Origin of the sequence: Candidatus Devosia phytovorans, assembly GCA_029202405.1 — a bacterium.
Lineage (GTDB): Bacteria > Pseudomonadota > Alphaproteobacteria > Rhizobiales > Devosiaceae > Devosia > Devosia phytovorans.
Map to the genome: position 1 here is coordinate 2,319,695 of CP119312.1, position 23,843 is coordinate 2,343,537.

Annotated in this window: 22 protein-coding genes; 5 read left to right on the forward strand and 17 right to left on the reverse strand. The window is 63.1% G+C overall.

Going from position 1 to position 23,843, the window contains the following annotated elements:
• Positions 1 to 54 precede the first annotated feature (54 nt).
• The 11 genes from P0Y65_11505 to P0Y65_11555 form a co-directional block, all read right to left on the reverse strand.
• A complete protein-coding gene (locus tag P0Y65_11505; GenBank protein ID WEK02836.1) occupies positions 55 to 807 on the reverse strand; it encodes an ABC transporter permease in 753 nt (250 codons plus the stop codon).
• Positions 804 to 1,739 (reverse strand): ABC transporter ATP-binding protein, encoded by a 936-nt coding sequence (locus tag P0Y65_11510; GenBank protein ID WEK02837.1) that lies wholly within the window; start codon positions 1,737 to 1,739, stop codon positions 804 to 806. Before P0Y65_11510 ends, P0Y65_11505 begins: the two co-directional genes overlap by 4 nt.
• Positions 1,736 to 2,923 (reverse strand): ABC transporter permease, encoded by a 1,188-nt coding sequence (locus P0Y65_11515; GenBank protein ID WEK02838.1) that lies wholly within the window; start codon positions 2,921 to 2,923, stop codon positions 1,736 to 1,738. Before P0Y65_11515 ends, P0Y65_11510 begins: the two co-directional genes overlap by 4 nt.
• 262 nt (positions 2,924 to 3,185) lie before the next feature.
• Positions 3,186 to 4,097: an ABC transporter substrate-binding protein gene (locus tag P0Y65_11520; protein WEK02839.1), complete on the reverse strand. Its 912-nt coding sequence runs from the start codon at positions 4,095 to 4,097 to the stop codon at positions 3,186 to 3,188.
• A 93-nt stretch (positions 4,098 to 4,190) separates the two neighbouring features.
• Positions 4,191 to 5,750 carry an aromatic amino acid lyase gene (locus P0Y65_11525; GenBank protein WEK02840.1) on the reverse strand — a complete coding sequence of 520 codons (1,560 nt, stop codon included), beginning with the start codon at positions 5,748 to 5,750 and terminating at the stop codon, positions 4,191 to 4,193.
• Positions 5,751 to 5,926: 176 nt separating this feature from the next.
• A complete protein-coding gene (gene rhaM, locus P0Y65_11530) occupies positions 5,927 to 6,259 on the reverse strand; it encodes an L-rhamnose mutarotase (GenBank protein ID WEK02841.1) in 333 nt (110 codons plus the stop codon).
• Positions 6,256 to 7,254 carry an ABC transporter permease gene (locus tag P0Y65_11535; protein ID WEK02842.1) on the reverse strand — a complete coding sequence of 333 codons (999 nt, stop codon included), beginning with the start codon at positions 7,252 to 7,254 and terminating at the stop codon, positions 6,256 to 6,258. Before P0Y65_11535 ends, rhaM begins: the two co-directional genes overlap by 4 nt.
• Entirely contained in the window at positions 7,251 to 8,228 is a 978-nt protein-coding gene (locus P0Y65_11540; protein WEK02843.1) for an ABC transporter permease, read from the reverse strand. Before P0Y65_11540 ends, P0Y65_11535 begins: the two co-directional genes overlap by 4 nt.
• The gene (locus P0Y65_11545; protein ID WEK02844.1) at positions 8,225 to 9,730 is read right to left on the reverse strand and encodes a sugar ABC transporter ATP-binding protein; all 1,506 of its coding nucleotides are present in this window, start codon (positions 9,728 to 9,730) and stop codon (positions 8,225 to 8,227) included. Before P0Y65_11545 ends, P0Y65_11540 begins: the two co-directional genes overlap by 4 nt.
• A 259-nt stretch (positions 9,731 to 9,989) precedes the next feature.
• Positions 9,990 to 10,976 carry a rhamnose ABC transporter substrate-binding protein gene (gene rhaS / locus P0Y65_11550; GenBank protein ID WEK02845.1) on the reverse strand — a complete coding sequence of 329 codons (987 nt, stop codon included), beginning with the start codon at positions 10,974 to 10,976 and terminating at the stop codon, positions 9,990 to 9,992.
• A 42-nt stretch (positions 10,977 to 11,018) separates the two neighbouring features.
• The gene (locus P0Y65_11555) at positions 11,019 to 11,825 is read right to left on the reverse strand and encodes a DeoR/GlpR family DNA-binding transcription regulator (protein WEK02846.1); all 807 of its coding nucleotides are present in this window, start codon (positions 11,823 to 11,825) and stop codon (positions 11,019 to 11,021) included.
• 186 nt (positions 11,826 to 12,011) lie between these two features.
• On the opposite strand from P0Y65_11555, the gene P0Y65_11560 reads away from it, so the two are divergent.
• Both P0Y65_11560 and rhaI read left to right on the forward strand, forming a co-directional pair.
• Positions 12,012 to 14,111: a bifunctional rhamnulose-1-phosphate aldolase/short-chain dehydrogenase gene (locus P0Y65_11560; GenBank protein WEK02847.1), complete on the forward strand. Its 2,100-nt coding sequence runs from the start codon at positions 12,012 to 12,014 to the stop codon at positions 14,109 to 14,111.
• A 135-nt stretch (positions 14,112 to 14,246) separates the two neighbouring features.
• Positions 14,247 to 15,536 (forward strand): L-rhamnose catabolism isomerase, encoded by a 1,290-nt coding sequence (rhaI, locus tag P0Y65_11565; protein WEK02848.1) that lies wholly within the window; start codon positions 14,247 to 14,249, stop codon positions 15,534 to 15,536.
• A 417-nt stretch (positions 15,537 to 15,953) separates the two neighbouring features.
• Here the strand turns inward: rhaI and P0Y65_11570 are convergent, their stop codons facing one another.
• The gene (locus tag P0Y65_11570) at positions 15,954 to 17,450 is read right to left on the reverse strand and encodes a CoA-acylating methylmalonate-semialdehyde dehydrogenase (GenBank protein ID WEK02849.1); all 1,497 of its coding nucleotides are present in this window, start codon (positions 17,448 to 17,450) and stop codon (positions 15,954 to 15,956) included.
• Positions 17,451 to 17,545: 95 nt separating this feature from the next.
• Here P0Y65_11570 and P0Y65_11575 point away from each other — a divergent pair, with 95 nt between their 5' ends.
• Entirely contained in the window at positions 17,546 to 18,421 is an 876-nt protein-coding gene (locus P0Y65_11575) for a LysR family transcriptional regulator (protein WEK02850.1), read from the forward strand.
• Here P0Y65_11575 and P0Y65_11580 read toward each other — a convergent pair.
• A complete protein-coding gene (locus P0Y65_11580) occupies positions 18,418 to 19,311 on the reverse strand; it encodes a LysR substrate-binding domain-containing protein (protein WEK02851.1) in 894 nt (297 codons plus the stop codon). The two genes, P0Y65_11575 and P0Y65_11580, sit on opposite strands and share 4 nt — an antisense overlap.
• A gap of 119 nt (positions 19,312 to 19,430) precedes the next feature.
• On the opposite strand from P0Y65_11580, the gene P0Y65_11585 reads away from it, so the two are divergent.
• Together P0Y65_11585 and ybaK are read left to right on the forward strand one after the other, a co-directional pair.
• Positions 19,431 to 19,610 carry a hypothetical protein gene (locus P0Y65_11585; protein WEK02852.1) on the forward strand — a complete coding sequence of 60 codons (180 nt, stop codon included), beginning with the start codon at positions 19,431 to 19,433 and terminating at the stop codon, positions 19,608 to 19,610.
• Positions 19,611 to 19,791: 181 nt separating this feature from the next.
• On the forward strand, positions 19,792 to 20,265 hold the full coding sequence (gene ybaK / locus P0Y65_11590) for a Cys-tRNA(Pro) deacylase (protein ID WEK02853.1): 474 nt from the start codon (positions 19,792 to 19,794) through the stop codon (positions 20,263 to 20,265).
• Positions 20,266 to 20,341: 76 nt separating this feature from the next.
• Here the strand turns inward: ybaK and P0Y65_11595 are convergent, their stop codons facing one another.
• The 4 genes from P0Y65_11595 to P0Y65_11610 form a co-directional block, all read right to left on the reverse strand.
• Positions 20,342 to 20,488: a DUF1127 domain-containing protein gene (locus P0Y65_11595; protein ID WEK02854.1), complete on the reverse strand. Its 147-nt coding sequence runs from the start codon at positions 20,486 to 20,488 to the stop codon at positions 20,342 to 20,344.
• Positions 20,489 to 20,782: 294 nt separating this feature from the next.
• Positions 20,783 to 20,914, reverse strand: coding sequence for a cytochrome bd-I oxidase subunit CydX (cydX, locus tag P0Y65_11600; protein WEK02855.1), 132 nt, complete (start codon positions 20,912 to 20,914; stop codon positions 20,783 to 20,785).
• A 9-nt stretch (positions 20,915 to 20,923) separates the two neighbouring features.
• On the reverse strand, positions 20,924 to 22,072 hold the full coding sequence (gene cydB, locus P0Y65_11605; GenBank protein ID WEK02856.1) for a cytochrome d ubiquinol oxidase subunit II: 1,149 nt from the start codon (positions 22,070 to 22,072) through the stop codon (positions 20,924 to 20,926).
• Positions 22,069 to 23,673: a cytochrome ubiquinol oxidase subunit I gene (locus P0Y65_11610; GenBank protein WEK02857.1), complete on the reverse strand. Its 1,605-nt coding sequence runs from the start codon at positions 23,671 to 23,673 to the stop codon at positions 22,069 to 22,071. The genes cydB and P0Y65_11610 overlap by 4 nt, the downstream gene beginning before the upstream one ends.
• Positions 23,674 to 23,843 lie beyond the last annotated feature (170 nt).

The following is a 23,843-nucleotide window of genomic DNA, read 5'->3' on the forward strand; positions in this document are numbered from 1 at the left end:
TGGTGAGGTGCGAGCCCTTGCGAGCCTCGAACCACGAGGGCGGGAACACAGACCTCACGCCGCGGCCCTTCCCAGTTGCCCGGTCCGGGCCATCAGCAGACGTTCGAGCGCCGAGAGCGCATCATAGATCAAGACAGCCAGCACGCCGACGATCAAGCCACCCTGCAGCACAAAGGCCGTGTTGCTGGAGAGCAGGCCGGCGATGATCACCTCGCCCAGCGTCCGCGCGGCAACGGTCGAACCAATGGTGGCCGTCGCCAGCGAAATCACCACCGAGAGCCGGATGCCGGCGAGGATGACCGGCAGGGCCAGCGGCAGTTCGACTTTGACCAGCCGCTGCCAGCCGGTCATGCCGACGCCCTTGGCGGCGTCGGTGACGGTGGGTGGCAGGTTGGTGAGGCCGGTCAGGGTGTTCTCGAAAATCGGCAGCAGCCCATAGAGGAAGAGCGCGACCAGCGTCGGGGCGGTGCCGAAGCCGAGCATGGGCACGGCGAGGGCCAGCACGGCGACCGGCGGGAAGGTCTGGCCGATATTGGCGAGCGAGCGCGACAGCGGCAGGAATTCGGCGCCGAAAGGGCGGGTGACCACGATGGCGAGGCCCACGGCGATGATGGTCGAGGCGAGCGTTGCCGCCAGCACGATGGCAAGGTGGTTGAGCGTGATGTCGAGCAGGCCGCCCTGATTGTAGATGGCGGGCTGGCCGTTCTTGGTGAAGAGGCTGAAGAAGCCGGCGAAGAGTTCCGGATTGATCAGGAACAGCGCCAAGGCGACGAAGGCGACCAGCCTTATGAGATTGCCAATGGTCATTGCGGCCTCGCGGCGAGGCGCGACAGGGCGGCGAGCGTGACCTGGCCGACCACGGCGCCATCGCGGCGCACCGGCAGGGCGGGCCGGCCCGACCAGAGCAGTTCGGCATAGGCATCGCGCAGCGAGGCGGAGGCTTCGATGGGTTCACCGGCGCCCTCACCCGGCTCGATATGGTCGGAGACTTTGGCGAGCGACAGCAGACGGAAGGGGCGTTCGCTGGTGCCGATCAGTTCGGCAACGAAGGGCGTCGCCGGATTGGCGATGATCTCGGAGGGTTTGGCGCATTGCAGCAGCTTGCCCTTGTCCATCACAGCGATGGTATCGCCGAGGTGGATGGCTTCTTCCATGTCATGGGTGACCAACACGACGGTGGTGCCCATCTTGCGCTGGATGGCGAGCAGGTCTTCTTGCGCCTTGGCGCGGATGACCGGATCGAGCGCGCCATAGGGCTCGTCCATCAGGAGGATATTGGGCGAAGCCGCCAGGGCGCGGGCGACGCCGACGCGCTGCTGCTGGCCGCCCGAGAGTTCATGGGGCAGACGGTCACGGAACTGGGCCGGATCGAGCTGGAACAGCGAGAGCAATTCATCGACGCGGGTGGCGGTTTTCTTCTTGTCCCAGCCGAGGAGTTTCGGGACCGTGGCGATGTTCTGGCCGACGCTGCGATGCGGGAAGAGGCCATGGCCCTGGATGGCATAGCCGATGCGGCGGCGCAGCTCGTAGGCGGGAATGGAGGCAATGTCCTCGCCATCGATGCGGATATGGCCAGAGGTGGGCGTCACCAGCTTGTTGATCATGCGCATGAGCGTGGTCTTGCCGGAGCCCGAGGTGCCGACGATGACGCAGATGGAATGCGGCTCGATGGTGAGGTTGACCCTGTCGACCACGACGGTGCCGGAATAGGATTTGGTGATCTCGTCAATTTCGATCATGCCGGGCGCCCTCCGCGCAAAGTCATTTCTACAAGTGCATCGAGCACCACGGCGGCGGCGAAGGCCAGGGCCACGGTGGGCACGGCCCCCAGGAGCACCAGGTCCATGGCCGTCTGGCCGATGCCCTGGAAAACGAAGACGCCGAAGCCGCCACCGCCGATCAAAGCGGCAATGGTGGCGAGGCCGATGTTCTGCACCAGCACGATGCGGATGCCGGTGAGGATCACCGGGAAAGCCAGCGGCAGTTCGACAGCAAAGAGGCGCTGCGACCCGGTCATGCCCATGCCCTTGGCGGCATCGACAGCGGCGGGCGACACGCTTTGGAGGCCCACCACCGTGTTGGAAACGACCGGCAGCAGCGAATAGGCAAAGAGCGCGACCATGGCCGGTGCGACCCCGATGCCGGAGATGCCGATGGCGGAGGCGCCGGGGATATTGGCGGCGACCCAGGCCAAGGGCGCGATCAGCAGGCCGAAGAGCGCGATGGAGGGAATGGTCTGAACGATGTTGAGCACATTGAGAACACCGGCGCGCAAGGGCTTGATCTTGTAGCACATTATGCCGACCGGAATGCCGATGACGGTAGCAATGGCGACCGAGCCGAAGGCCAGCGCCAGATGGGTGCGGGCCTCGGCCCAGAAGGCGGGCGCGCGCGTGCCATATTCCTTGAGGATGGAGAGATTGTTCCAGGCGCCGCTCCACAGCAGCGCCGCGATGGCGAGGCATACGGCGACAAGGATGCCGATGCGGATCAGCGGCTTGAACTTCAACCGTGTCAGCGCATCGGTGACGAGCAGCGCAAAGGCGAAGACCAGCAGCCAGAAACCGGCGCCGGGGGAGACGCGGGCGAAAGTGTCTTCGGGCGGGGTGAGATAGGTGGCCGACCAGCCGATCAGCACGAAAAGAACCGCCAGTGCACCGAAGCCGGCCGTCAGCTTGCCGACTACGGACGTGCGCAGAACGGCCACCGCAAAGCTGACGACGAGGACGCCGACGAGAAAGCCGCCTTGGAAGCTGGGCAGGGCGTCGAACAGCGATCGGGACTCGCCGAGCACGATGCGATTGGCGCGGAACAGGGCGAAGGGCAGGACGGCGCCGGCGAGGATGATCAGGCCGATGAGGACGCCGAGCTTGTCGATGGCGATCCGGCGCGGGCGGTATGAGGATGTGTCGGCAATGCTCATGCTGGCTTGAACTGCCTTCTGATTGATAGCGCCGGGAGTGCCCACAGCGCTTTGCGCATACTCGGTGTCACCCCGGCCTTGAGCCGGGGCCCATCCTGAGATGGCATCACGGCCGCTAGGTCGTCGTGCCCGTCAGAACCACCTTGCGGCTGTGACACGATCTCGGGATGGGTCCCGGCTCAAGGCCGGGATGACATCGAGGGTGTAGTTCACTTGGTGCGAACCAAAGAATGGGGTGGCGGCGTGCACCACCCCTAAGATGTTATTCCAGAAAACCGCCCTGCGTCAGGTAGTCCGTCGCAACCGTAGCGGCAGCCTCACCACCCACCTGCACGCGACCGTTGAGTTCCTGCAGCACTTCGAGGGTCAGGCCTTCAAAGACCGGCTTCAACAGTTCTTCGATCTGCGGGTATTCCGTGAGCACTTCCTCCCGGATGATCGGGGCAGGCTGATAGACGGGCTGCACGCCCTTGTCGTCTTCCAGAACCACCAGGCCCGAGGGGGCGATGCCGCCGTCGGTGCCGTAGACCATGGCGGCGTTGACGCCATTGGTCTGCTGGGCCGCAGCGGCAATGGTGGCGGCCGTGTCGCCACCCGAAAGGGTCACGAGCTGGTCGGGCGTCAGGGTGAAGCCATAGACTTCCTGGAACTTTGGCAGCGCCGCCGGGGAGTTCACGAATTCGGCCGATGCGGCCAGCTTGACCTCGCCGCCGCCGGCAACCCAGGCGCCGAATTCGGTGAAGGTGGTCAGGCTATTGGCTTCGGCGACATCGCCACGCAGGGCCACGGCCCAGGTGTTGTTGGCGGGCGAGGGCGAGAGCCAGACGATCTTGTTGGCGTCATAGTCGAGCTTGGCGGCTTCGGCATAGGCGCTTTCGGCATTGTTCCAGAGCGGATCATCGGCCTTTTCGAAGAAGAATGCGGCGTTGCCGGTATATTCGGGATAGATGTCGATTTCGCCGGCGGTGATGGCTTCGCGCACGATGGGCGTGCCGCCGAGCTGGATGCGGTCGGTGACGGCGATGTCGTTGGCTTCAAGCACCTGCTTGATGATATTGCCCAGAACGCCACCTTCGGTGTCGATCTTGGACGAAACGACGACCTGGGCGTTGGCTGCGGACACCGTGATGGCGAGCGCGGCGGCCGCGGTCAGAAGCTTGGAAGTGAGGCGCATTGGTTTCTCCGTTTTCTCCGAGCGATCCACTGACGCGTGGCCCCGGCTGTCCCTAACGTAACGTCTTGCGAGAATTGAGCGAGGCCGTGCTTGCTAGCTGACTGGCCCCAAAGCGAAAAACTCGTCCAACTCCATAATCGCTGAGTGAGAAATTAGTTCGTTCATGAGTTCGTCCGATGCCAGAGCATCTTCGACGGCCTCGACCTCTGCCGATAAAGGCCGATCCTGACGATATGTGTCAGCATGGCGGCGCACCAGCGAATAGATGATGCCAGGGACATTGCCGGGCGTATCGCCGGAGATGTCCATGGCCTGGGCCGAGAGCATGGCCTCGATGGCGGCGAGGCGGCGCAGGGCCAGGACCTGGCGTTCGAGGCGTTCCACGACCAGCGGCAGAAAGGTCGCCTCGTCCTCGATGCCGCCGGCCACGACCATGGAATTGGCCGAGATGGGATTGGTCATGGTGAGGACGCGGGCAAACAGTTCGCCGGCCAGCTTGATGACTGGGCCAAAGCCGGTGGCGATGCAGCCCGGCATGACGAGATTGACCGGCAGGTCGCGGCGCTGGCCATTGCCGAGCAGCACGCAGCGATTGAAACTGTTGCGGGCGATATGGGCGAGGCCGAGCTGGGCGGTCTGCAGGAAGACGGTTACGTCGAGCGGCAGCGAGCCGCCGGAGGTCAGGACCTGGCCGCCGGCGACCACCGGATTGTCGTCGGTGCGGCCGGTGGCGGCCATCAGCGTCTTGCCGGCGGCAACCAGCGTCTCGAAGCCGGTGGCAAAGACCTGGCTCATCATGCGCAGCGAGAGCGGATCCTGGATATGGGTGGCGTCGGGCCAGTCCCAGCCCTTGGCGTTGAAATAGAGCCAGGCGCCGATCCCCGCCTCACGCTCGGTGCCGACATGGGCCACGGCCTTCCACGGATCGCGCGAGGCGCCGAGCGCTCCGGCGGTGGTGAGGCCGGTAGCCAGCATGACGCGGGTGACGGCAGCAGCGTCGCGGATGGCCTTCGCCGCGGCGGCATAGCCGACGGCATTGGTGGAAATGGAGGCAAGGCTATCGCGCGGGGCGAGGCGGACGGGCTTCAGCCCGGCGGCATTGAGGGCCTCCTCAGCCGGCTGGCGGCGACCGTCGAACATCGCCTCCCCTGCCCCGGTCAGTACGGCGCCGATCTGGCCCATCAGGCCAATGTCGGCGCAGCCGATGGAGCCGGTGCGGCGGACGACGGGAACGACGTCGGTCGAGAGCAGCGCCAGGAAGGCATCGACGAGGCCCGTCGTACAGCCGACGCGGCCGGTCAGCGCCATGTTGACGCGGATCGCCATGGCGGTGCGGATGATGTCGCTTGAGAACGCATCGCCGGTGCCGAAGTGATGCGCGCGGACGAGGCCCATGTTGAAGGCATCGAGCTGGTCATCGGTCCACTCGACATCCTTCATGGCGCCGACGCCGGTGGTCGAGCCGTAGACGGGCTGGCCATTGGCAATGGCGGTCTCGACGACCTCGCGCGCATTGGCGACGCGCTCCATGGCGTCAGCATCGGCCACGAGGCGCACCTTGCGGGCGCCGATGCGGGCAATATCGGAAAAGCTCAAGGGTTTACCGTTGAGCGTGATGGGCGTGGAATGGAGGGCCGAAGGACGTTCGTTCATGGCGGTGAACGTATGTGATCACGGGGGAAATGCATAGTGCCACGCCCCCGTGGTTCGAGGCTCGCGAAGGCTCGCACCTCACCATGAGGGCTACTGGGAGTGCGATGAACCAACAGCCCTCATGGTGAGGTGCTTTGCGCAGCAAAGCCTCGAACCACGAGGGCGTGCCCCGATGCCTATTTCATCCAGAACAGCGGCACGAGATCGGTGGAATCCGGCACGTTGTTTTCGTCCGTTGCCATGATGTCGGCCATGTGTTTCCACCAGCGCTGGTTGACTTCGGTCCCGGGCAGGTCGGACATGGTGTGATCGACCCGGCGCCAGAGGACGCCGAAGAGGGTGTTGGTCTCTTCGTCGAGGTGGATGGAATAATCCTTTACGCCGGCATCGTGCAGCGCATCGACCAGGTCGGGGAAAATCTCGTCATGGCGCTTCTTGTATTCCGCCGCCATGCCGGGATTGAGCTTCATCTTGAAGGCGTGCTTTTCCCAGCCATTGTCCTCGATCATGCGCGGCGCTCCTTGATCATCTTCCAGAGGATGGGCAGGGCGATGACGACGATCAGCAGCGAGCCGGTGAAGATGGTCATGACGATCCCCGGCACGTTGAGGAGGCCAAGGCCGAAGGTCACGAGGCCAACGATCAGCGCTGCAAGGACCACGCCGATGATCGAGCCGGCCCCGCCCAGGATGGAGACGCCGCCGAGCACGACCATGGTGATGGCTTCGAGCTCAAAACCCTGGGCAATCGAGGGGCGGGTCGAGCCGAGGCGTGCGGTCAAGAGGACCGCGGCGATGCCGCTCATCAGGCCGGTCAGGCAGAAGAGCACGAACTTGATGCGGTCGACGCGGACGCCGGAGAATTGGGCGGCGACGTCATTGTTGCCGATGGCGAAGATGCGGCGGCCGAAATTGGTGCGATGCAACACGACCCAGTAGATCACGGCGGCGACGGCAAACAGCACCAGTTCGAAGGAAATGACCCAGGTGACATAGCCCTGGCCGAACCAGGTGAAGCTGGCGGGGTAGCCGTTAAAGCTCTGGTCGCCGAGGACGATATAGGCAATGCCGCGGAAAAGGCTCATCGTGCCGATGGTGACGACGATGGAGGGGAGCTTCAGCCCCGTCACGAGGAAGCCGTTGAAGGCGCCGCAGAGGATACCGACGCCGATGCCGATGGCAACGAGCATGGGTGTGTCGGCGCCATATTGCAGGGCCAAGCCCATCATGGTGGAGGCCAGCGCGATGATCGAGGCGACCGAGAGGTCGATCTCGCCGGAGATGATCAGCAGCGCCATGGCCAATGCGATCAGCGCCTTCTCGGTGAAGTTGAACGTCATGTCGCTCAGGCTCCACTCATTGAGGAAGTAGGGCGAGCTCATGGCGTTGAGGATGAAGATGGCCAGGGCCACGAGAACCAGCAGGCTCTCCCAGCTCAGCACGGCGGATTTGAGCGGATTGTCGAGCCGGTTGGGCAGGCTGCGGTGCAGGGAAGTGTCGGTCATGCGGCAGCTGCCTTCTTGAGAATGATGCGGCCCTTGCGGCGTTCGCCACGGGCATTGAGCACGACGGCGAGCAGGATGGCGGTGCCGGAAATGGCCATCTGCCAGAAGGGCGAGATGCCGATGACCGGCAGGGCATTGTTGATGATGCCGAGGAAGAGCGCGCCGAGCAGCACGCCGGCCACGGTGCCGATGCCGCCGGCAATGGAGACGCCGCCGATGACGCAGGCGGCGATGATGGTCAGCTCATAGCCGCGCGCCACTTCGGTCGAGGCGATGACGTAGCGCGAGATGTAGAGATAGCCGGCAAGGCCAGCGACGGCGCCAGCGATGACGAAGGCCCAGAACTTGGTGCGGCCGACATTGATGCCGGTATAGACGGCGGCGGTCGGATTGACGCCGATGGCATAGATGGCGCGGCCAAGCGCGGTACGGGTCATGGTCAGCCAGAAGATCAGCGCGGTGACAATGGCGATCCAGCTCATGACCGGCAGGCCAAGGAAGATGGTGCGCTGCAGGGCGATGAAATCGGGGCTCATCTGCGAGGCATTGACCCAGGCGCCGCCGGAAATGACGAAGGTCAGGCCGCGATAGATGGTCAGCGTGCCCAGGGTCACGACGATGGGCGGAATGTTGAGCAGCCAGACCAGGCCGCCGTTGAAGGCGCCAAGCGCCGCGCCAATGAGCACCGAGGCGACCATGATCAGCGGGATCGGCACGCCGGGGAAAGCGGCATTGAGCATGGCAACGATCATGCCGGTCAACGCCAGATTGGCGGCCATGGAGAGGTCGATCGAGCGCGTCAGAATGACCACCATCTGGCCCAGCGCCAGCATGATCAGGATGGACGTGTCATCGAAAATGGCCATCAGATTGCCGGGCTGGGCAAAGCGCGGGAAGCGCAGGGTCACGAGGACCAGCACAGCCAGGATGGCGAGAAACAGGAAGATCTCGCGATGTTTCAGAAGGCGATTCATGCTGCCTGCTCCTCGGCAATACCGGCAGCCAGGCGTACCAGCGTCTCGGGCTTGAGGCCCTTGTTTTCAAGCGTGTCGATGACAAGGCCCTCGCGCATGACAACGATGCGGTCGCTCATGCCCAGGACTTCGGGAAGTTCGGACGAGACCATGATGACCGACAGGCCCTGCGCCACCAGTTCGGCCATGAAGCCATGCACGGCGGCCTTGGAGCCGATGTCGATGCCCTTGGTCGGCTCGTCGAGGATGATGACCTTGGGCAGGGTGGCGAGCCATTTGGCGATCACCACCTTCTGCTGATTGCCACCCGACAGGGTCGAGACATTCTGGCTGAGCGAAGAGGCGCGCAGGTCGAGGCGTTCGGTATAGGTGCGGGCGAGGTCGAATTCCTCGGCCATGCGCAGGAAGCCGGACTTGCTGGTCTTGCCGAGCGAAGGCAGCGAGACATTCATGAAGATGGGTTCGCCAGTGATGACACCCTGCTTGCCGCGTTCCTCGGGCACGTAAACGATACCGGCCTCCACCGCGTCGGCAGCCGATTTTGGTGCAATGGTCTTGCCTTCGAGGACGAGCGAACCGGCGGAGGGCTGGGTCATGCCGAAAACGGCCTGCATGACTTCGGAGCGCCCTGCCCCGACCAGGCCATAAAAGCCCAGGATTTCGCCCTTGCGGACCGCAAAGCTCACATCATGGAATTCGGTGGGATGGCTGAGGCCCTTGGCCTCCAGCACCACTTCGCCGATGGCGGTGCTGCGCTCGGGGAAGACCTGGTCGACGGGACGGCCGACCATGAGCTGAACGATCTGACTCTGGCTGGTTTCCTTGATCAGCCCCTTGCCGACCTGTTCGCCGTCGCGGAAGACGGTGAAGCGATCGGCGATGCGGTAGATCTCATCGAACTTGTGGCTGATGAAGAGGATGGCCTTGCCGTCCTGCTTGAGCAGTTCGATCAGCACATAGAGCTCTTCGATTTCCTTCTGGCTCAACGCGGCGGTCGGCTCATCCATGATGACGACGCGCGCGTCGATGGAGAGCGCCCGGGCCACGGCCACGAGGTGCTTTTTGGCAATGCCCAGTTCCTTGAGCTTGATCGAGGCGTCGACACCGGCGGCCATGGAATCGAGCGTCTTCTGTGCTTCGCTGCGGGTCTTTTTCCAGTCGATCATGCCGAAACGGTTGGTCGGCATGTGACCGAGATAAATGTTTTCGGCCACGGTCAGCTCGTCGAAGAGCACGGTTTCCTGATGGATGGCGGTGATGCCGACAGCCGATGCGGAATGAGCGGTGGGAAGAGCGACGAGTTGGCCGCCGACGCGGATCTCGCCTTCGTCGGGCTGATAGATGCCGGTCAGAGTCTTGACCAGGGTGGACTTGCCGGCCCCGTTTTCCCCGATCAGGGCGGTGACTTCACCGGCATAGAGTTCGAGCGACACGCCATTGAGCGCACGCACGCCGGGAAAGCTCTTGGATATGCCCGAAAGGGTGAGGATGGGGTCGGTCATGCAGTGGGGCCTTTTGCTTTCAACTGCTGGTTCCACACCCACGGTGTCACCCCGGCCTTGAGCCGGGGCCCATCCTGAGATCGCGCCACAGCCGCAAGGTCGTGGCGACTATCGAACCACCTTGCGGCAGGACTGAAATCTCGGGATGGGTCCCGGCTCAAGGCCGGGATGACATCGCGTATGTGGAACCAGTGGTTGCATTCTTTCCCTCACGCAGGAGAGGGTCGGCCCGGCGCCGAAGCGCCGGGCCGGGTTTCGCTTAGTAAATCTTGGAAAATTCTTCGATGTTGCTGGCGTCGAACTGGAACGGCACGGCCATGGCGGCGGCGTTGGTGTCGTCCAGGGTCACTTCGCCAACGCGGCCGATCGAGAAGGTCGCGCCGGGAGCGGCTTCTTCGCCCTTGACCAGGTCATTGGCGAGGAACACGGCCGAGTAGCCGAGATCGATCGGGTTCCACAGGGCCACGGCCTGCGACGCACCATTGTCGATGAACTGCTTGAACTCGGACGGCAGGGCGAGGCCGGTGACGTTGATCTTGCCGATCAGGTTCTGATCGGTGACGACCTGGGCTGCAGCAACGACGCCGACGGTGGTCGGAGCGATGATGGCCTTGAGGTCGGGGTAGGACGAGATCAGGCCCTTGGCTTCGTTGGTCGACTTGACCGAGTCGTCATCGCCGTAAACGGTAGCGACGAGTTCGATATTGGCGAACTTCTCGGGCAGAGCGGCCTTGGCAGCTTCGATCCAGGCATTCTGGTTGGTCGCGGTGGAAGCGGCCGAGAGAATGGCAACCTGGCCGCCTTCAGGCAGGTAGTCAGCGGCCAGCTTGATGATGGTCTCGCCGATCAGCGCATTGTCCGACGGGTTGAGGTGGATCTGGCGGCCTTCGGGGGCAACGCCGGAGTCGAAGGACACGACCTTGATGCCGCGCTGCATGGCGCGCTGCAGGACCGGGACCAGAGCGTCCGGGTCATTGGCCGAGATGGCGATGGCGTCGACCTGCTGAGCGATCAGCGAGTTGACGACTTCGATCTGGGCTTCGGCGGTGGCAGCGGTCGGGCCGGTATAGATGACTTCGACGTCACCGAGTTCGGCGGCAGCTTCCTGGGCGCCCTTGTTGGCGGCGTCGAAGAAGCCATTGCCGAGCGACTTGACGACGAGCGCGATGCGCGTCTGGGCATAGGCCGGCGCGGCGAGCAGCATGGCAACGGCTGTGGTGGCAGCCAGTACTTTCAAGAGTTTCATTGGATAATCCCTCCCTGGGACTTGGTGATCGAAAAGTCCATCTCAGGCGACCGTTGCTTGCTGGTCTGCCTGAGCATTCGAATCCGCCACGATGAGCCGCACGCCTGCCGTTTCCAGCATCTGACGGTCTTCGTCGCGGATACCGCTGTCGGTGATGACGGCGGCAATTCGGTCGAGCCCGCACAATATGAGGCTCGATCTGCCCGAAAACTTGGATGAGTCTGCCAGAACAATCAGCTCGTCGGCCTGCCCGATCAGGGCCAGTTCGGACTGGACGACCATGGGATCGGCCTCCATCAATCCGTGCTGGCCGATGCCCTGGCAGCCGATGAACATGCGCTTGGCATAAAAGTGGGATGCCACCACGCCACCGAAGGGCGAGAGGATGACATTTTGCTCGCGATAGACGGTGCCGCCGGGAATGACGACGGAATTGCGCGAGTTGTGGATGAGGAATTCGGCGATGGCGAAGCTGTTGGTGAAAACCGACAGGCGACGCCCGGTCAGGTGATGCACCATCTGGAAGGTGGTGGTGCCGCCATTGATGATGATCGGCTCGCCATCCTTGCAGAGTTCGGCGGCGGCGCGGGCGATTGACCGCTTCTGCGCGATGTTGATCGTTTCGTTGACCGAAAAGGGGCGCCCCATCAGCGCGGTCTGCTCGGGCGGATTGACCGCCTCGGCCCCGCCCCGCACACGCCGTACCTCACCACGCACATGCAGCGCTGCAATGTCGCGACGAATGGTGGCTTCAGACGAGCCCGTCACTTCGCACAGCTCGGCCACGGTTACCACCGGGCGCGTCTGCGCAGCAGCAATGATCACTCTCTGGCGTTCAGTTTCGTGCAAGGCAGCTATCTCCCTGACGCATTCCTAATCGGGTATTTCAATCAGTGTCAATCATCAAACCGTCAACTTCAAAACATGTTAGCGGGATATGCGCGGTAATGACTGTTTGTGATTGACAGTGATGATTGATCGTGGCCATGTCCGGCCCAATCCGCGACCACCAATACCCAATGGGAGGAGTCTATCATGTCCACCACCGCGCCCAAGCGCCTCGCAAACCTCTGGGACGACGTAAAAGCCGCCGCGATGAGCGAGCCGGAACGCCTCGTCTATCGCTCCAACCTGCTGGGCAGCGACAAGCGCGTCACCAATTATGGTGGCGGCAATACCTCCTCCAAGATCATGCAGAAGGACCCGCTGACCGGCGAGACCGTGGAAGTGCTGTGGGTCAAGGGTTCGGGCGGCGATAGCGCTTCGATCAAGCTCGATGGCTTTTCGACGCTCTATATGGACAAGCTGCGGGCGCTGAAGGGTCTCTATCGCGGCGTCGAATTCGAAGACGAAATGGTGGGCTACCTGCCGCATGCGACGTTCAACCTCAACCCGCGCGCCGCGTCGATCGACACCCCGCTGCATGCCTATGTGAACCACCCCTATGTGGATCACATGCACCCCGACGCGATCATTGCCATCGCGGCTTCGGTCAATTCCAAGGAACTGACCCAGCAGATCTTCGGTGACAGCATTGGCTGGCTGCCGTGGAAGAAACCGGGCTTCGAGCTCGGCCTGTGGCTGGGCAAGTATTGCGAAGAAAACCCGAACTCCAAGGGCCTGATCCTTGAGAGCCATGGCCTCTTCACCTGGGGCGACACGCCCAAGGAATGCTACCAGACCACGATCGACATCATCAACAAGGCGATCGAGTGGTTCGAGCAGCAGACGGAAGGCAAGACCATCTTTGGCGGCGCGGCGACCACGTCCCTCGATGCCGATGCCCGTCGTGCCGTCGCAGCCCGCCTGATGCCCAAGATCCGCGGCTTCATCTCGGAAGACAGCCACAAGCTTGGCCATTTCGATGACAGCGCGGCCGTGCTGGAATTCGTCAATTCCAACAATCTGCGTCCGCTTGCGGCGCTCGGTACGTCGTGCCCCGACCACTTCCTGCGCACCAAGATCCGTCCGCTGGTGATCGACTTCGATCCGGAAAACCCGGATGTTGATGCCGTGATCGCCGGCCTTGCCGACCAGATCGCCGCCTATCGCGTCGACTACCAGGCCTATTACGATCGCTGCAAGCACGACAATTCGCCCGCCGTGCGCGACCCGAATGCCGTGGTCTACCTGATCCCGGGCGTCGGCATGCTGACCTTCGCCAAGGACAAGGCCACCGCCCGCATTTCCGGCGAGTTCTATGTCAACGCCATCAACGTGATGCGCGGCTCGTCGACCGTGAGCGAATATCAGGGCCTGCCCGAGCAGGAAGCCTTCGACATTGAATACTGGCTGCTTGAAGAAGCCAAGCTGGCCCGCATGCCCAAGCCCAAGGCTCTGGCTGGCAAGATTGCGCTGGTCACCGGCGGCGCTGGCGGCATCGGCAAGGCCACCGCAGCGCGCCTGCTGCGGGAAGGCGCCTGCGTCGTCATCGCCGATATCGACCAGACGGCGCTCGACGCCGCCACGACCGAACTCAGCGACGTGTTCGGCAAGGACTTCGTGCGCCCGGTGAACATCAACGTCACCAAGGAAGAGCAGGTCATTTCCGGCTTCGCCCATGCCGTGGTGGAGTTTGGTGGCCTCGACATCCTCGTGTCCAACGCCGGCCTTGCCTCCTCGGCACCGATCGAGGAGACGACGCTCGAGCTGTGGAACAAGAACATGGACATCCTGTCCACGGGCTATTTCCTCGTCTCGCGCGAGGCCTTCCGCCTGTTCCGTCAGCAGAAGATCGGCGGCAATGTGGTGTTCGTGGCGTCCAAGAACGGTCTCGCCGCTTCGCCCAACGCTTCGGCCTATTGCACCGCCAAGGCTGCGGAAATCCACCTGGCACGATGCCTCGCGCTCGAAGGCGCAGGCGAGCAGATCCGCGTCAATGTGGTCAATCCCGACGCCGTGCTGCGTGGCTCGAAAATCTGGGCCGGCGAATGGCTGGAGCAGCGTGCATCGACCTATAAGACCGACAAGGATGGTCTCGAGGAGATGTATCGCGAGCGTTCTATGCTCAAGCGTTCGGTGTTCCCTGAGGACATCGCCGAAGCCATCTACTTCTTCGCTTCGGAAGCCTCGGCCAAGTCGACCGGCAACATCATCAATGTCGACGCGGGCAACGCCCAGTCGTTCACGCGGTAGTCCATCGGGGCAAAATCTCGCCACACCCACGATGTCACCCCGGGCTCGACCCGGGGCCCATCCCGAGATCTCAAGATGGGTCCCGGCCCAAGGCCGGGATGACACCGAGTTTGTGGAGGGAGCGGAGGAAACAAAATGACCGAATACATGATCGACACATCCGTCGTCGAAGCCGAGAATGCCAAGCGGGTCGATGACCTGCATGCCGACTATGAATCGCTGGGCGAGCGCCTCGATCGTCGCGGCATTGCCATCGATGCCATCAAGGCCAAGGTTGCCGACTTCTCCGTGGCCCTGCCCTCCTGGGCCGTGGGCACCGGCGGCACGCGCTTTGCCAAATTTCCCGGCGCCGGCGAGCCGCGCGACGTCTTCGACAAGATCGAAGACTGCGCCGTGGTGACCCAGCTGTCGCAGGCCAGCAAGACCATCTCGCTGCACATTCCGTGGGACAAGGCCGATCCGAACCGGTTGAAGCAGGCTGCCAGCCGCTTCAACCTCGGCTTTGACGCGATGAATTCGAACACGTTCTCGGATGCCCGCGGGCAGTTGCAGAGCTACAAGTTCGGTTCGTTGTCGCATGCCGACAAGGGCACGCGCCAGCAGGCCATCGAGCACAACATCGAGTGCATCGAAATCGGCAAGACCATCGGCAGCAAGGCCCTGACCATCTGGATCGGCGACGGCTCGAATTTTCCGGGCCAGGTGAACTTTGCCGACCAGTTCGGCCATTACCTCGACTCGGCCAAGGAAGTTTACGCTGCCCTGCCCGAGGACTGGAAGCTCTATACCGAGCACAAGATGTACGAGCCGGCGTTCTATTCGACGGTCGTGCAGGACTGGGGCACCAATTACATCATCGCCAAAGAGCTGGGCGAGAAGGCCCTGTGCCTCGTCGACCTCGGCCACCATGCGCCGAATGTGAACATCGAGATGATCGTCTCGCGCCTTGCCCAGTTCGGCAAGCTCGGCGGCTTCCATTTCAATGACAGCAAGTATGGCGACGACGATCTCGACGCCGGCGCCATCGACCCCTACCGCCTGTTCCTGGTGTTCAACGAGCTGGTCGACATCGAAAACCGCCAGCCCGATTTCCACCCGGCGCATATGCTCGACCAGTCGCATAATGTCACCGACCCGATCGAGTCGCTGATGCTCAGCGCCTCGGACGTGCAGCGCGCCTATGCGCAGGCGCTCCTCGTCGACCGCACGACGCTCAAGGGCGCGCAGGAAGCCAATGACGCGCTGACCGCCACCCAGCAGCTGCGCCAGGCCTATCGCACCGATGTGGAACCGATCCTGGCCATGTCGCGCCTTGAAAAGGGCGGCGCCATCGACCTGCTCGCCACCTACCGCGCCTCCGGCTACCGCCAGAAGGTCGCCGAAGTGCGGCCGGCGGTTGAGGGCGGCTCGGGCGGGATCGTCTAAACCAGTTTCGATCTTCTCCCAGAGACGGAAAACGGGGCCCGGTGAGCGATCACCGGGCCTTTGTTGTTTCCAGGGCGATGACCCGGGTCTCACTGCACAAGCCCCACACTCGATGTCACCCCGGCCTTGAGCCGGGGCCCATCCTGAGATCGAACCACAGCCGCAAGGTGGTCGTGAGAAGCACGCCGGCCTTGCGGCAGGACAGACATCTCGAGATGGGTCCCGGCTCAAGGCCGGGATGACACCGTGTATGTGGGAGCTCCGTGCGAACACTCCCGCAGGAAGATACGGCAAGGGCCGCTGACGGTTTGCGTCAGCCGCCCATTTTCACGCGTTCGGCGCGTCGATGCTAACAGTCTGCTAGCGCATTCCAGCCAAAAGCGACTGGTCGTGCATAAGGCAGCTTTATGCCCGCACCTACTTCATCACCGGCATCTGGAACTCGGCACCATCCTTGATACCACTCGGCCAGCGGGCGGTGACCGTCTTGGTCTTGGTCCAGAACTTGATCGAATCCGTGCCATGCTGGTTGAGATCGCCGAAGGCACTCGCCTTCCAGCCGCCGAAGCTGTGATAGGCCAGCGGCACCGGCACCGGGACGTTGATGCCGACCATACCGACATTGACGCGGGCAGCAAAGTCGCGCGCCGCGTCGCCGTCGCGGGTGAAGATCGCCGTGCCATTGCCATAAGGATTGTCCATGGTGAGCTTGAGCGCATCCTCGTAAGTCTTTGAACGGACAACGCTCAGCACCGGCCCGAAGATCTCTTCCTTGTAGATGTCCATCTCGGCGGTGACATTGTCGAACAGGGTCGGGCCGACAAAATAGCCGTTCTCATAGCCCTGAAGGCTGAGACCACGGCCGTCGATGACGAGGTCGGCGCCCTGCTCCACGCCCTTGTCGATCAGGCCCTTGATCTTGTCCTGGCTGGCCTTGGTGATGACCGGGCCCATTTCGCTGGCCTTGTCCGAAGCGGGACCGACCTTGAGCTTTTCGATGCGGGGTTTCAGAGCCGCGACGATGCGATCGGCGGTTTCGTCACCCACCGGCACGGCGACCGAAACGGCCATGCAGCGCTCGCCGGCCGAGCCGAAACCGGCGCCCATCAGGGCATCGGCGGCCTTGTCCATGTCGGCATCGGGCATGATGATCATGTGGTTCTTGGCGCCGCCAAAAGCCTGAACGCGCTTGCCCTCGGCAGCGGCCGTTGCATAGACATAGCGGGCGATCGGGGTCGAGCCGACGAAGCTCACTGCGCCAATCTGATCGTGGTGCAGGATGCCATCCACCACCGGCTTGCCGCCATGCACGACATTGAGAATGCCCGGCGGCAGGCCGGCTTCCACGGCCAGTTCGGCGAGCCTGACCGGAACGGACGGGTCGCGCTCGGAGGGCTTGAGGATAAAGGCATTGCCCACGGCAATGGCTGGCGACAGCATCCACAGCGGGATCATGGCCGGGAAATTGAAGGGCGTGATGCCGGCGCCGATGCCGACCGGCTGGCGCATGGAATACATGTCGATGCCCGGGCCCGCGCCATCGGTGAACTCGCCCTTGAGCAGGTGCGGCGCGCCAGCGACGAATTCGGCGACTTCCAGACCGCGCAGGATATCGCCCTTGGCGTCGTCGACGGTCTTGCCATGTTCGAGGCTCAGCAGTTCGGCCAAAGCCTGCATGTCACGATTGATCAGCGCGACAAAATTGAAGAAGACGCGGGCGCGGCGCTGCGGATTGGTAGCGGCCCATTTGGGCTGGGCGGCAGCGGCCGAGGCCACGGCGGCATCGAGATCGGCTTCGGTCGCCAGCGCCACGCGGGCCTGCACTTCGCCGGTCGCCGGATTGAACACGTCCTGAAATTCGGCGCTATTGCCGGTGGTTTGCTTGCCGTTGATGAAATGGCCAATGGTGCGCACGCGATGTCTCCCTGTTATCGGGCCTGTCATCGCGCTATAGTCCTCGCATCGCAATGCGATAGATTTTGCATCGGTTGTGCGGGAATTGAAGTGCGATGAATTGGGATGATGTGCGGATTTTTCTCGCCGTGGCGCGCAACGGGCAGATTCTGGGTGCGGCGCGCAGCCTTGGGCTCAACCATGCGACGGTGGCGCGGCGGCTGACGGCGCTGGAGGACGCGCTGGGCGCACGCCTCTTCACCCGCAAGACCAATGGCAGCGAACTCTCGGGCGAAGGCGAACGCTTTCTCACCCATGCCGAGCGGATGGAAAGCGCCATGCTGGCGGCCAGCCAGGCGGCTGGGGCCGACAGCCTCATCGAGGGAACGGTGCGCGTCGGGGCGCCAGACGGGTTCGGCGTGGCCTTTCTCGCGCCGCGGCTGGGCGAGCTGGCCGAGCGGCACAAAGGCCTGCGGATCGAACTGGTGCCGGTGCCGCGGGCCTTTTCGCTGTCGCGGCGCGAGGCGGATATCGCGGTGACGCTGGAGCGGCCGCGCGAGGGGCGGCTGGTGGCGCGCAAGCTGACCGACTATCGGCTCGGGCTTTATGCGGCACAGCGCTATCTCGATGCCCATGGCACGCCAGAGACGCTGGAGGCGCTCTCGGATCATCGTCTCGTCGGCTACGTGGAAGACCTGCTGTTTACCGCCTCGCTCGACTATACCGGCGAGTTTTTGAAAGGCTGGCGCTCGTCATTGGCGGTGTCCTCGGCCATGGGCCAGACGGAAGCCGTGCGGGCGGGCGCCGGGATCGGCATCCTGCACACCTTCATGGCCGGCGGCGACGCGGGGCTGGTCCCGGTGCTGCCCGGGCATAGCCTCACCCGCTCCTACTGGACCGTGGTGCATGAGGACCTGCGCAGCATTCGCCGCGTGGCGCTGGTGTCTGACTTTCTGGCCGAGATCGTCGCCCGCGACCGGGCCATGTTTTAGTCCCTGAGCGACTTGCTGGCCTCGATAATCCAGTCGCGAAAGGCCCGAATCTTGGGGCTGTTGCGGCGGCTTTCGGGATAGACGAGGTAATAGCCACGGCCCGCTGGTGCCAGGAGATCAAACGGCTGGATCAGGCGGCCAGAGGCAATCTCGTCGCGGAAGAAAGCGGGTGTCAGCATGGAGACTCCACGCCCCGCCATGGCGGCCGTGGCGAGAAGGCTTTGCAGGCCCATCATGCTGAGCGGCCGTCCTTCGATGGAATAGCCGGGCACGCCGGCAGCGGCAAACCATTGGCCGAGCCATTCGTCCTCGGGATCGAGCATGGGCAGTTTCAGCAGGTCCTCGGGCCGGGTGATGCCGCCGACGCTTGCGGCCAGAGCGGGGCTGAGCAGCGGGGTGAAATCAGCTTCGACCAGCAGGTGATGCACCAGCCCCTTACCCTGCGGGCCGGGCAGCGTGCGGATGCCAAGGTCGAAGTCGTCATTGGCGAGATCGGCCAGGGCGCTGGAGCTGTCGAGCCGCACGGCAATCTCGGGATGGGCGACGTTGAACAGGCCGAGGTTTTGCGCCAGCCACTGGCTGGCAAAGGTCGGCACCGAAGTGATCGAGAGGAGGTTGTCGACTTGCCCGCGCATGTCGGCGAAAGCCACGCGCATCATGTCGAAGGCTTGCGACACCTGTGGCGCCAGGCGGGCGCCGGTTTCGCTGAGCAGGATCTGGCGCGGCTTGCGCAGGAAGAGCGGCGCCCCGACGCGCTCCTCCAGCACCTTGATCTGATAGCTCACCGCCGCCTGGGTCATCCCCAGTTCCTCGGCAGCGCGGGTAAAGCTCAGATGGCGGGCGACAGCCTCGAAGGCGCGCACGGCGGTCAGGGGCGGCAGGTTCGACATGGATCAAATCTCCTTATGCCAACCTCTCGACGTTTAGTTGGAGATCAACCGGATTACCAGCCATCTTGTGAGCATAGGCAAACCAGAGAGAGGCCATCTGCATAAGGATGGTTATAGCCATGACCGCAATCACCCAGTCTGCCGAATGCGCTATCACCCTGCCGCGCTGGAGCGTTTGGCGCCTGTTCCGCATCCACAGCCGCCGCCGGCGCGTGACGGTCGACCTGATCCACTCCTCCCCGCATTTGCTGCGCGATATCGGGGCGATGGAATATCGCGTGGTGGAGAGAAGGCCGTAGAGTTTTTTGGGGGGGTACCCCCTCCTATCCTCCCCTGATAAGGGGGAGGGACCGCGCCGCGTATCTGGCGAGATCGTGCCCCAAGCTGGATCTGTCCCTCCCCCTATCAGGGAGAGGCTAGGAGGGGGGACCCGCAAAAACCCTCTTCCACCACGCCCGCAGCACCAATATCCTCCGCCCCATGTCCAAGACCACGCCCGCAACGCTTGCCCTGACCAAGGCCGGCTTTGCTTTCACCACCGCCACCTATGACTACAACCCCGATGCCGATCGCGTCGGGTTGCAGGCGGCCGAGGCCATGGGCGTTTCGCCCTCGATCGTGCTGAAGACGCTGATGGCCGAGGTGGATGGCAAGCCGGTCTGCGTGGTGGTGCCGTCGGATGAAGAAGTGAACATGAAAAAGCTGGCCGCGGCCTTCGGCGGCAAGTCGGCGCATATGATGAAGCCGGCGGATGCCGAGCGCCTGACGGGCTACAAGGTGGGCGGGATCAGCCCCTTCGGACAGAAGAAAGCAGTGCCAACCTGCGTCGAGGAAATGGCCACGCTGGAGGAGGAAATTTTCCTCAACGGCGGGCAGCGCGGGCTGCAGATCCGGATGAGGCCGGATGACCTTGTCACCGTCCTAGGCGGTAAGTCTGCGGATCTGATCCGCTAGTCATTGCAGACCCCAGAATAGACAAAAGGCGCCCTGGTGGACGCCTTCATCTAACAGACAGCAAGTCTAATATCGCTTAGTTGGCGTAGGTGCCGCGAGCGATGTTCTTGATGTCGCCCTTGGTGATGCCGAGGTCATTGAGCTGACGGGCGTCGAGAGCGTTGAGTTCACGCATGGTGCGCTGATACTGAGCAAACTGTGCGATTTTCTGGCGGATGTTCATTTCGGTTTCCCCTTCGTTTGATGACCCCTATGTAGACCCGGCCCGTCGTGATTAGAAGATGGACTTGCTGCACATCCGTTATGCATTTTGTGCAAACAAAAGAGGCATGGCTGTCATATTGGGTTCAGGTTGGAGTGCCCAGAGTCTAGGCATCCGACTTTTGCTCCGCCCGCCACCTCATTGATTTCACGAAGAAAAACGGACACCGCCACAGCGATGCCCGCGTTAAGGTATTTTTGACCATCCGGTAAAGAGCCATGCGCGGGATGGCCGGCGCTTTCAGGAGACCTGCGTTTAGCGCTGGATGGGCTCCCTGCCCTCTTCAATGGCGATGCGCCGGTCTTCGCGCATCTCGAACCACATGGCATTGAGGATGGCGAAGGAACAGGCCAGGCCCAGGCCGAGGATCCACGAGAAATACCACATGAGCGTCTCCTAATAGGCGTTTGGGTTCTTTTCGAGCGAGGTGGTGCTGACCGTGCCGCGCATGACGCGGAAAACCCAGGCGGTGTAGGCGAGGATGATCGGCAGGAAGATCGCGGTGGCGATCAGCATGATGAACAGCGTCAGATGGCTGGACGAAGCATCCCAGAGCGTGAGGCTTGCCTGTGGCAGGGTCGAACTGGGCAAGAGGAAGGGGAAGAGCGACAGGCCCGCCGTCGAGACGATGCCGAAGATGGCAAGGCTCGAGGCCAGAAGCGTTGGAAAGCGCCAGCGGGCCTGCAGGCCGAACAAGGCGCCGAGGAGGCCCAGGAAGCCGAGGACGGGCGCGGCAATCATCCAGGGATAGGTGCCGTAGTTGGTGAGCCAGCCACCGCGGGTCAGGACCACGGTCTTGGCCAGCGGATTGATGGCGGCATTGCCGTCCACGGCGCTGGTGATGGCATAGCCGTCGATGCCCAGCGCTACCCAGACGCCGGCCAGGGCAAAGAGCAGGATGGTGGCCATGGCGATCAGGCTGCCATAGCTGCGAGCCCGCTCGGCAATGATGCCCTCGGTGCGCGCGGCGATGACGGCGGCGCCCTGCGTTGCAATCATGCCGAGGCTCACGAGGCCCGACAGCAAGGCGAAGGGCATAAGCAACTGGAAGAAATTGCCCGTGTAGAAGCTGCGCATCGTGTCATCGAGGTGGAAGGGTGCCCCGAGCAAGACATTGCCCACGGCGACGCCGAAGATCAGCGCCGGCACGAAGCCGCCGATGAACAGGGCCCAGTCCCAGGTGGCGCGCCAGCGTGCATCCTTCACCTTGCCGCGGAACTTGAAGCCGACGGGCCGCAGGATCAGCGCGAGCAGGATCACGATCATGGCGAGGTAGAAGCCCGAAAAGCTCACCGCATAGAGCGGCGGGAAGGCGGCAAAGATGGCGCCGCCGCCCAGGATCAGCCAGACCTGATTGCCTTCCCAGGTCGGGCCGACCAGGTTGATCAGCACACGGCGTTCGTCGTCCTTGCGGGCGACGAGTGGCAGCAGGGCCCCTACCCCGAGGTCACGGCCACCCATGATGGCAAAGCCGATCAGCAGAATGCCGAGCAGCAGCCACCAGATGAGGCGCAGGGTTTCGTAGTCGAGCGGAATGGCGGTCACGATCCAAGTCCCTTGTTGGCAGCGGTTGCGGGGAGAGCGGCGACGACGAAGTCCTCGTCGTCGCTTTCGTCGGCGGAGAAGAGCTTGTCCTGCGGGCCGGCCTTGATGATCTTGATCATCAGCAGGACCGTGATGATGGCGAGGGTAGTATAGAGCAGGGTGAAAAAGCTCAGCGAGATGACCAGGTCCCAGAAGTGGAGGCCCGAGGCGGCGTAGAAGGTGGGCAGAACGCCCTCCACCACCCAGGGCTGGCGGCCATATTCGGCGATGAACCAGCCCGACTCGATGGCAATCCAGGGCGTCGGCAGCAGCAGGGCGCCGAGCCACAGCATGCGTCGATTGGTGCCAATCCAGCCGCGCGACGCGCGGCAGAAGGTCAGCGCGAAGAAGGCGATGAAGAAGAAGCCCAGGCCCATCATGATGCGGAAGGTCCAGAACAGCGGCCAGACATCGGGCACGGTATATTCGGCCGCCATGGCGATCTCGGCGTCTGTGGCATTGCCGACATCCTCGCGATACTGCTTGAGCAGCAGGCCATAGCCGAGGTCGGGCCAGTGCTGCTCGAAGGTCAGGCGCGCAGCGGCATTGTTGCCGTCGGCCCGGATCTCCTGCAGGGCGTCATAGGCCACCATGCCCGAGCGGATGCGGGTTTCGGCATGGGCGACCAGCTCCTCGATGCCCGGCATGGGCTTGTCGAAGGAGCGCGTGGTGATGAGACCACCCATCCACGGGATCTGGATCGACCAACTGGGGGCGCCACCATCCTCGCCCGGCCAGGCGAGAACCGTCCAAGGAGCGGGTGCCGGCTCAGTGTGATAGCTGGCCTCCATGGCCGCGATCTTCATCTTCTGGTGTTCGGTCGCGACATAGCCACTTTCATCACCCAGCACGACCACCGACAGGGCCGAGGCCAGGCCGAAGCTGGCGGCAACCACCATGGAGCGCTTGGCGATCTCGACATGCTTGCCCTTGAGCTGGAAAATGCAAGAGATGGAGAAGACGAAGACCGCGCCGCAGAGATAGCCGGCGCTGACGGTATGGACGAATTTGGCCTGCGCCACCTGGTTGAAGATCACTGCCATGAAGTCGGTGACTTCCATGCGCATGGTGTCGGGATTGAACTTGGCGCCGACCGGGTTTTGCATCCAGCCATTGGCGATGAGGATCCAGAGCGCCGAGAAATTGGCGCCCAGCGCCGTCAGCCAGGTGACGGCCAGATGGCCGACCTTGCTCAACCGGTCCCAGCCGAAGAAGAAAAGGCCGATGAAGGTGGCTTCAAGGAAGAAGGCCATCAAGCCCTCGATGGCCAGCGGCGCGCCGAAGACGTCGCCGACATAGTGGCTGTAGTAGCTCCAGTTCATGCCGAACTGGAATTCCATGACGATGCCGGTAGCGACGCCCATGGCAAAATTGACGCCGAACAGCGTGCCCCAAAACAGGGTCGCCTTGCGCCAGACCTCGCGCCCGGTCATCACATAGACGCTTTCCATGATGCCCATCATCACGGAAAGGCCAATGGTCAGCGGCGGAAATATGAAGTGATACATGGCGGTGACGGCGAATTGCCACCGCGAGAGTTCGACAACGGTCATGTCGATCATGGCATGAGGGCCCCTATGATTGACGCACCCCGAGGGGCGGAAAGTTCAATCGTCATAGGCAATAAGTGCGGGCTATTCCTTGATTCAGATCAAAGGTGGTTCTGTCGGTCCGGCTATGGTGTGGGCATCGAATTGCGAGAGTGCCAATGTCAGCCAGTCAGACGATAGAC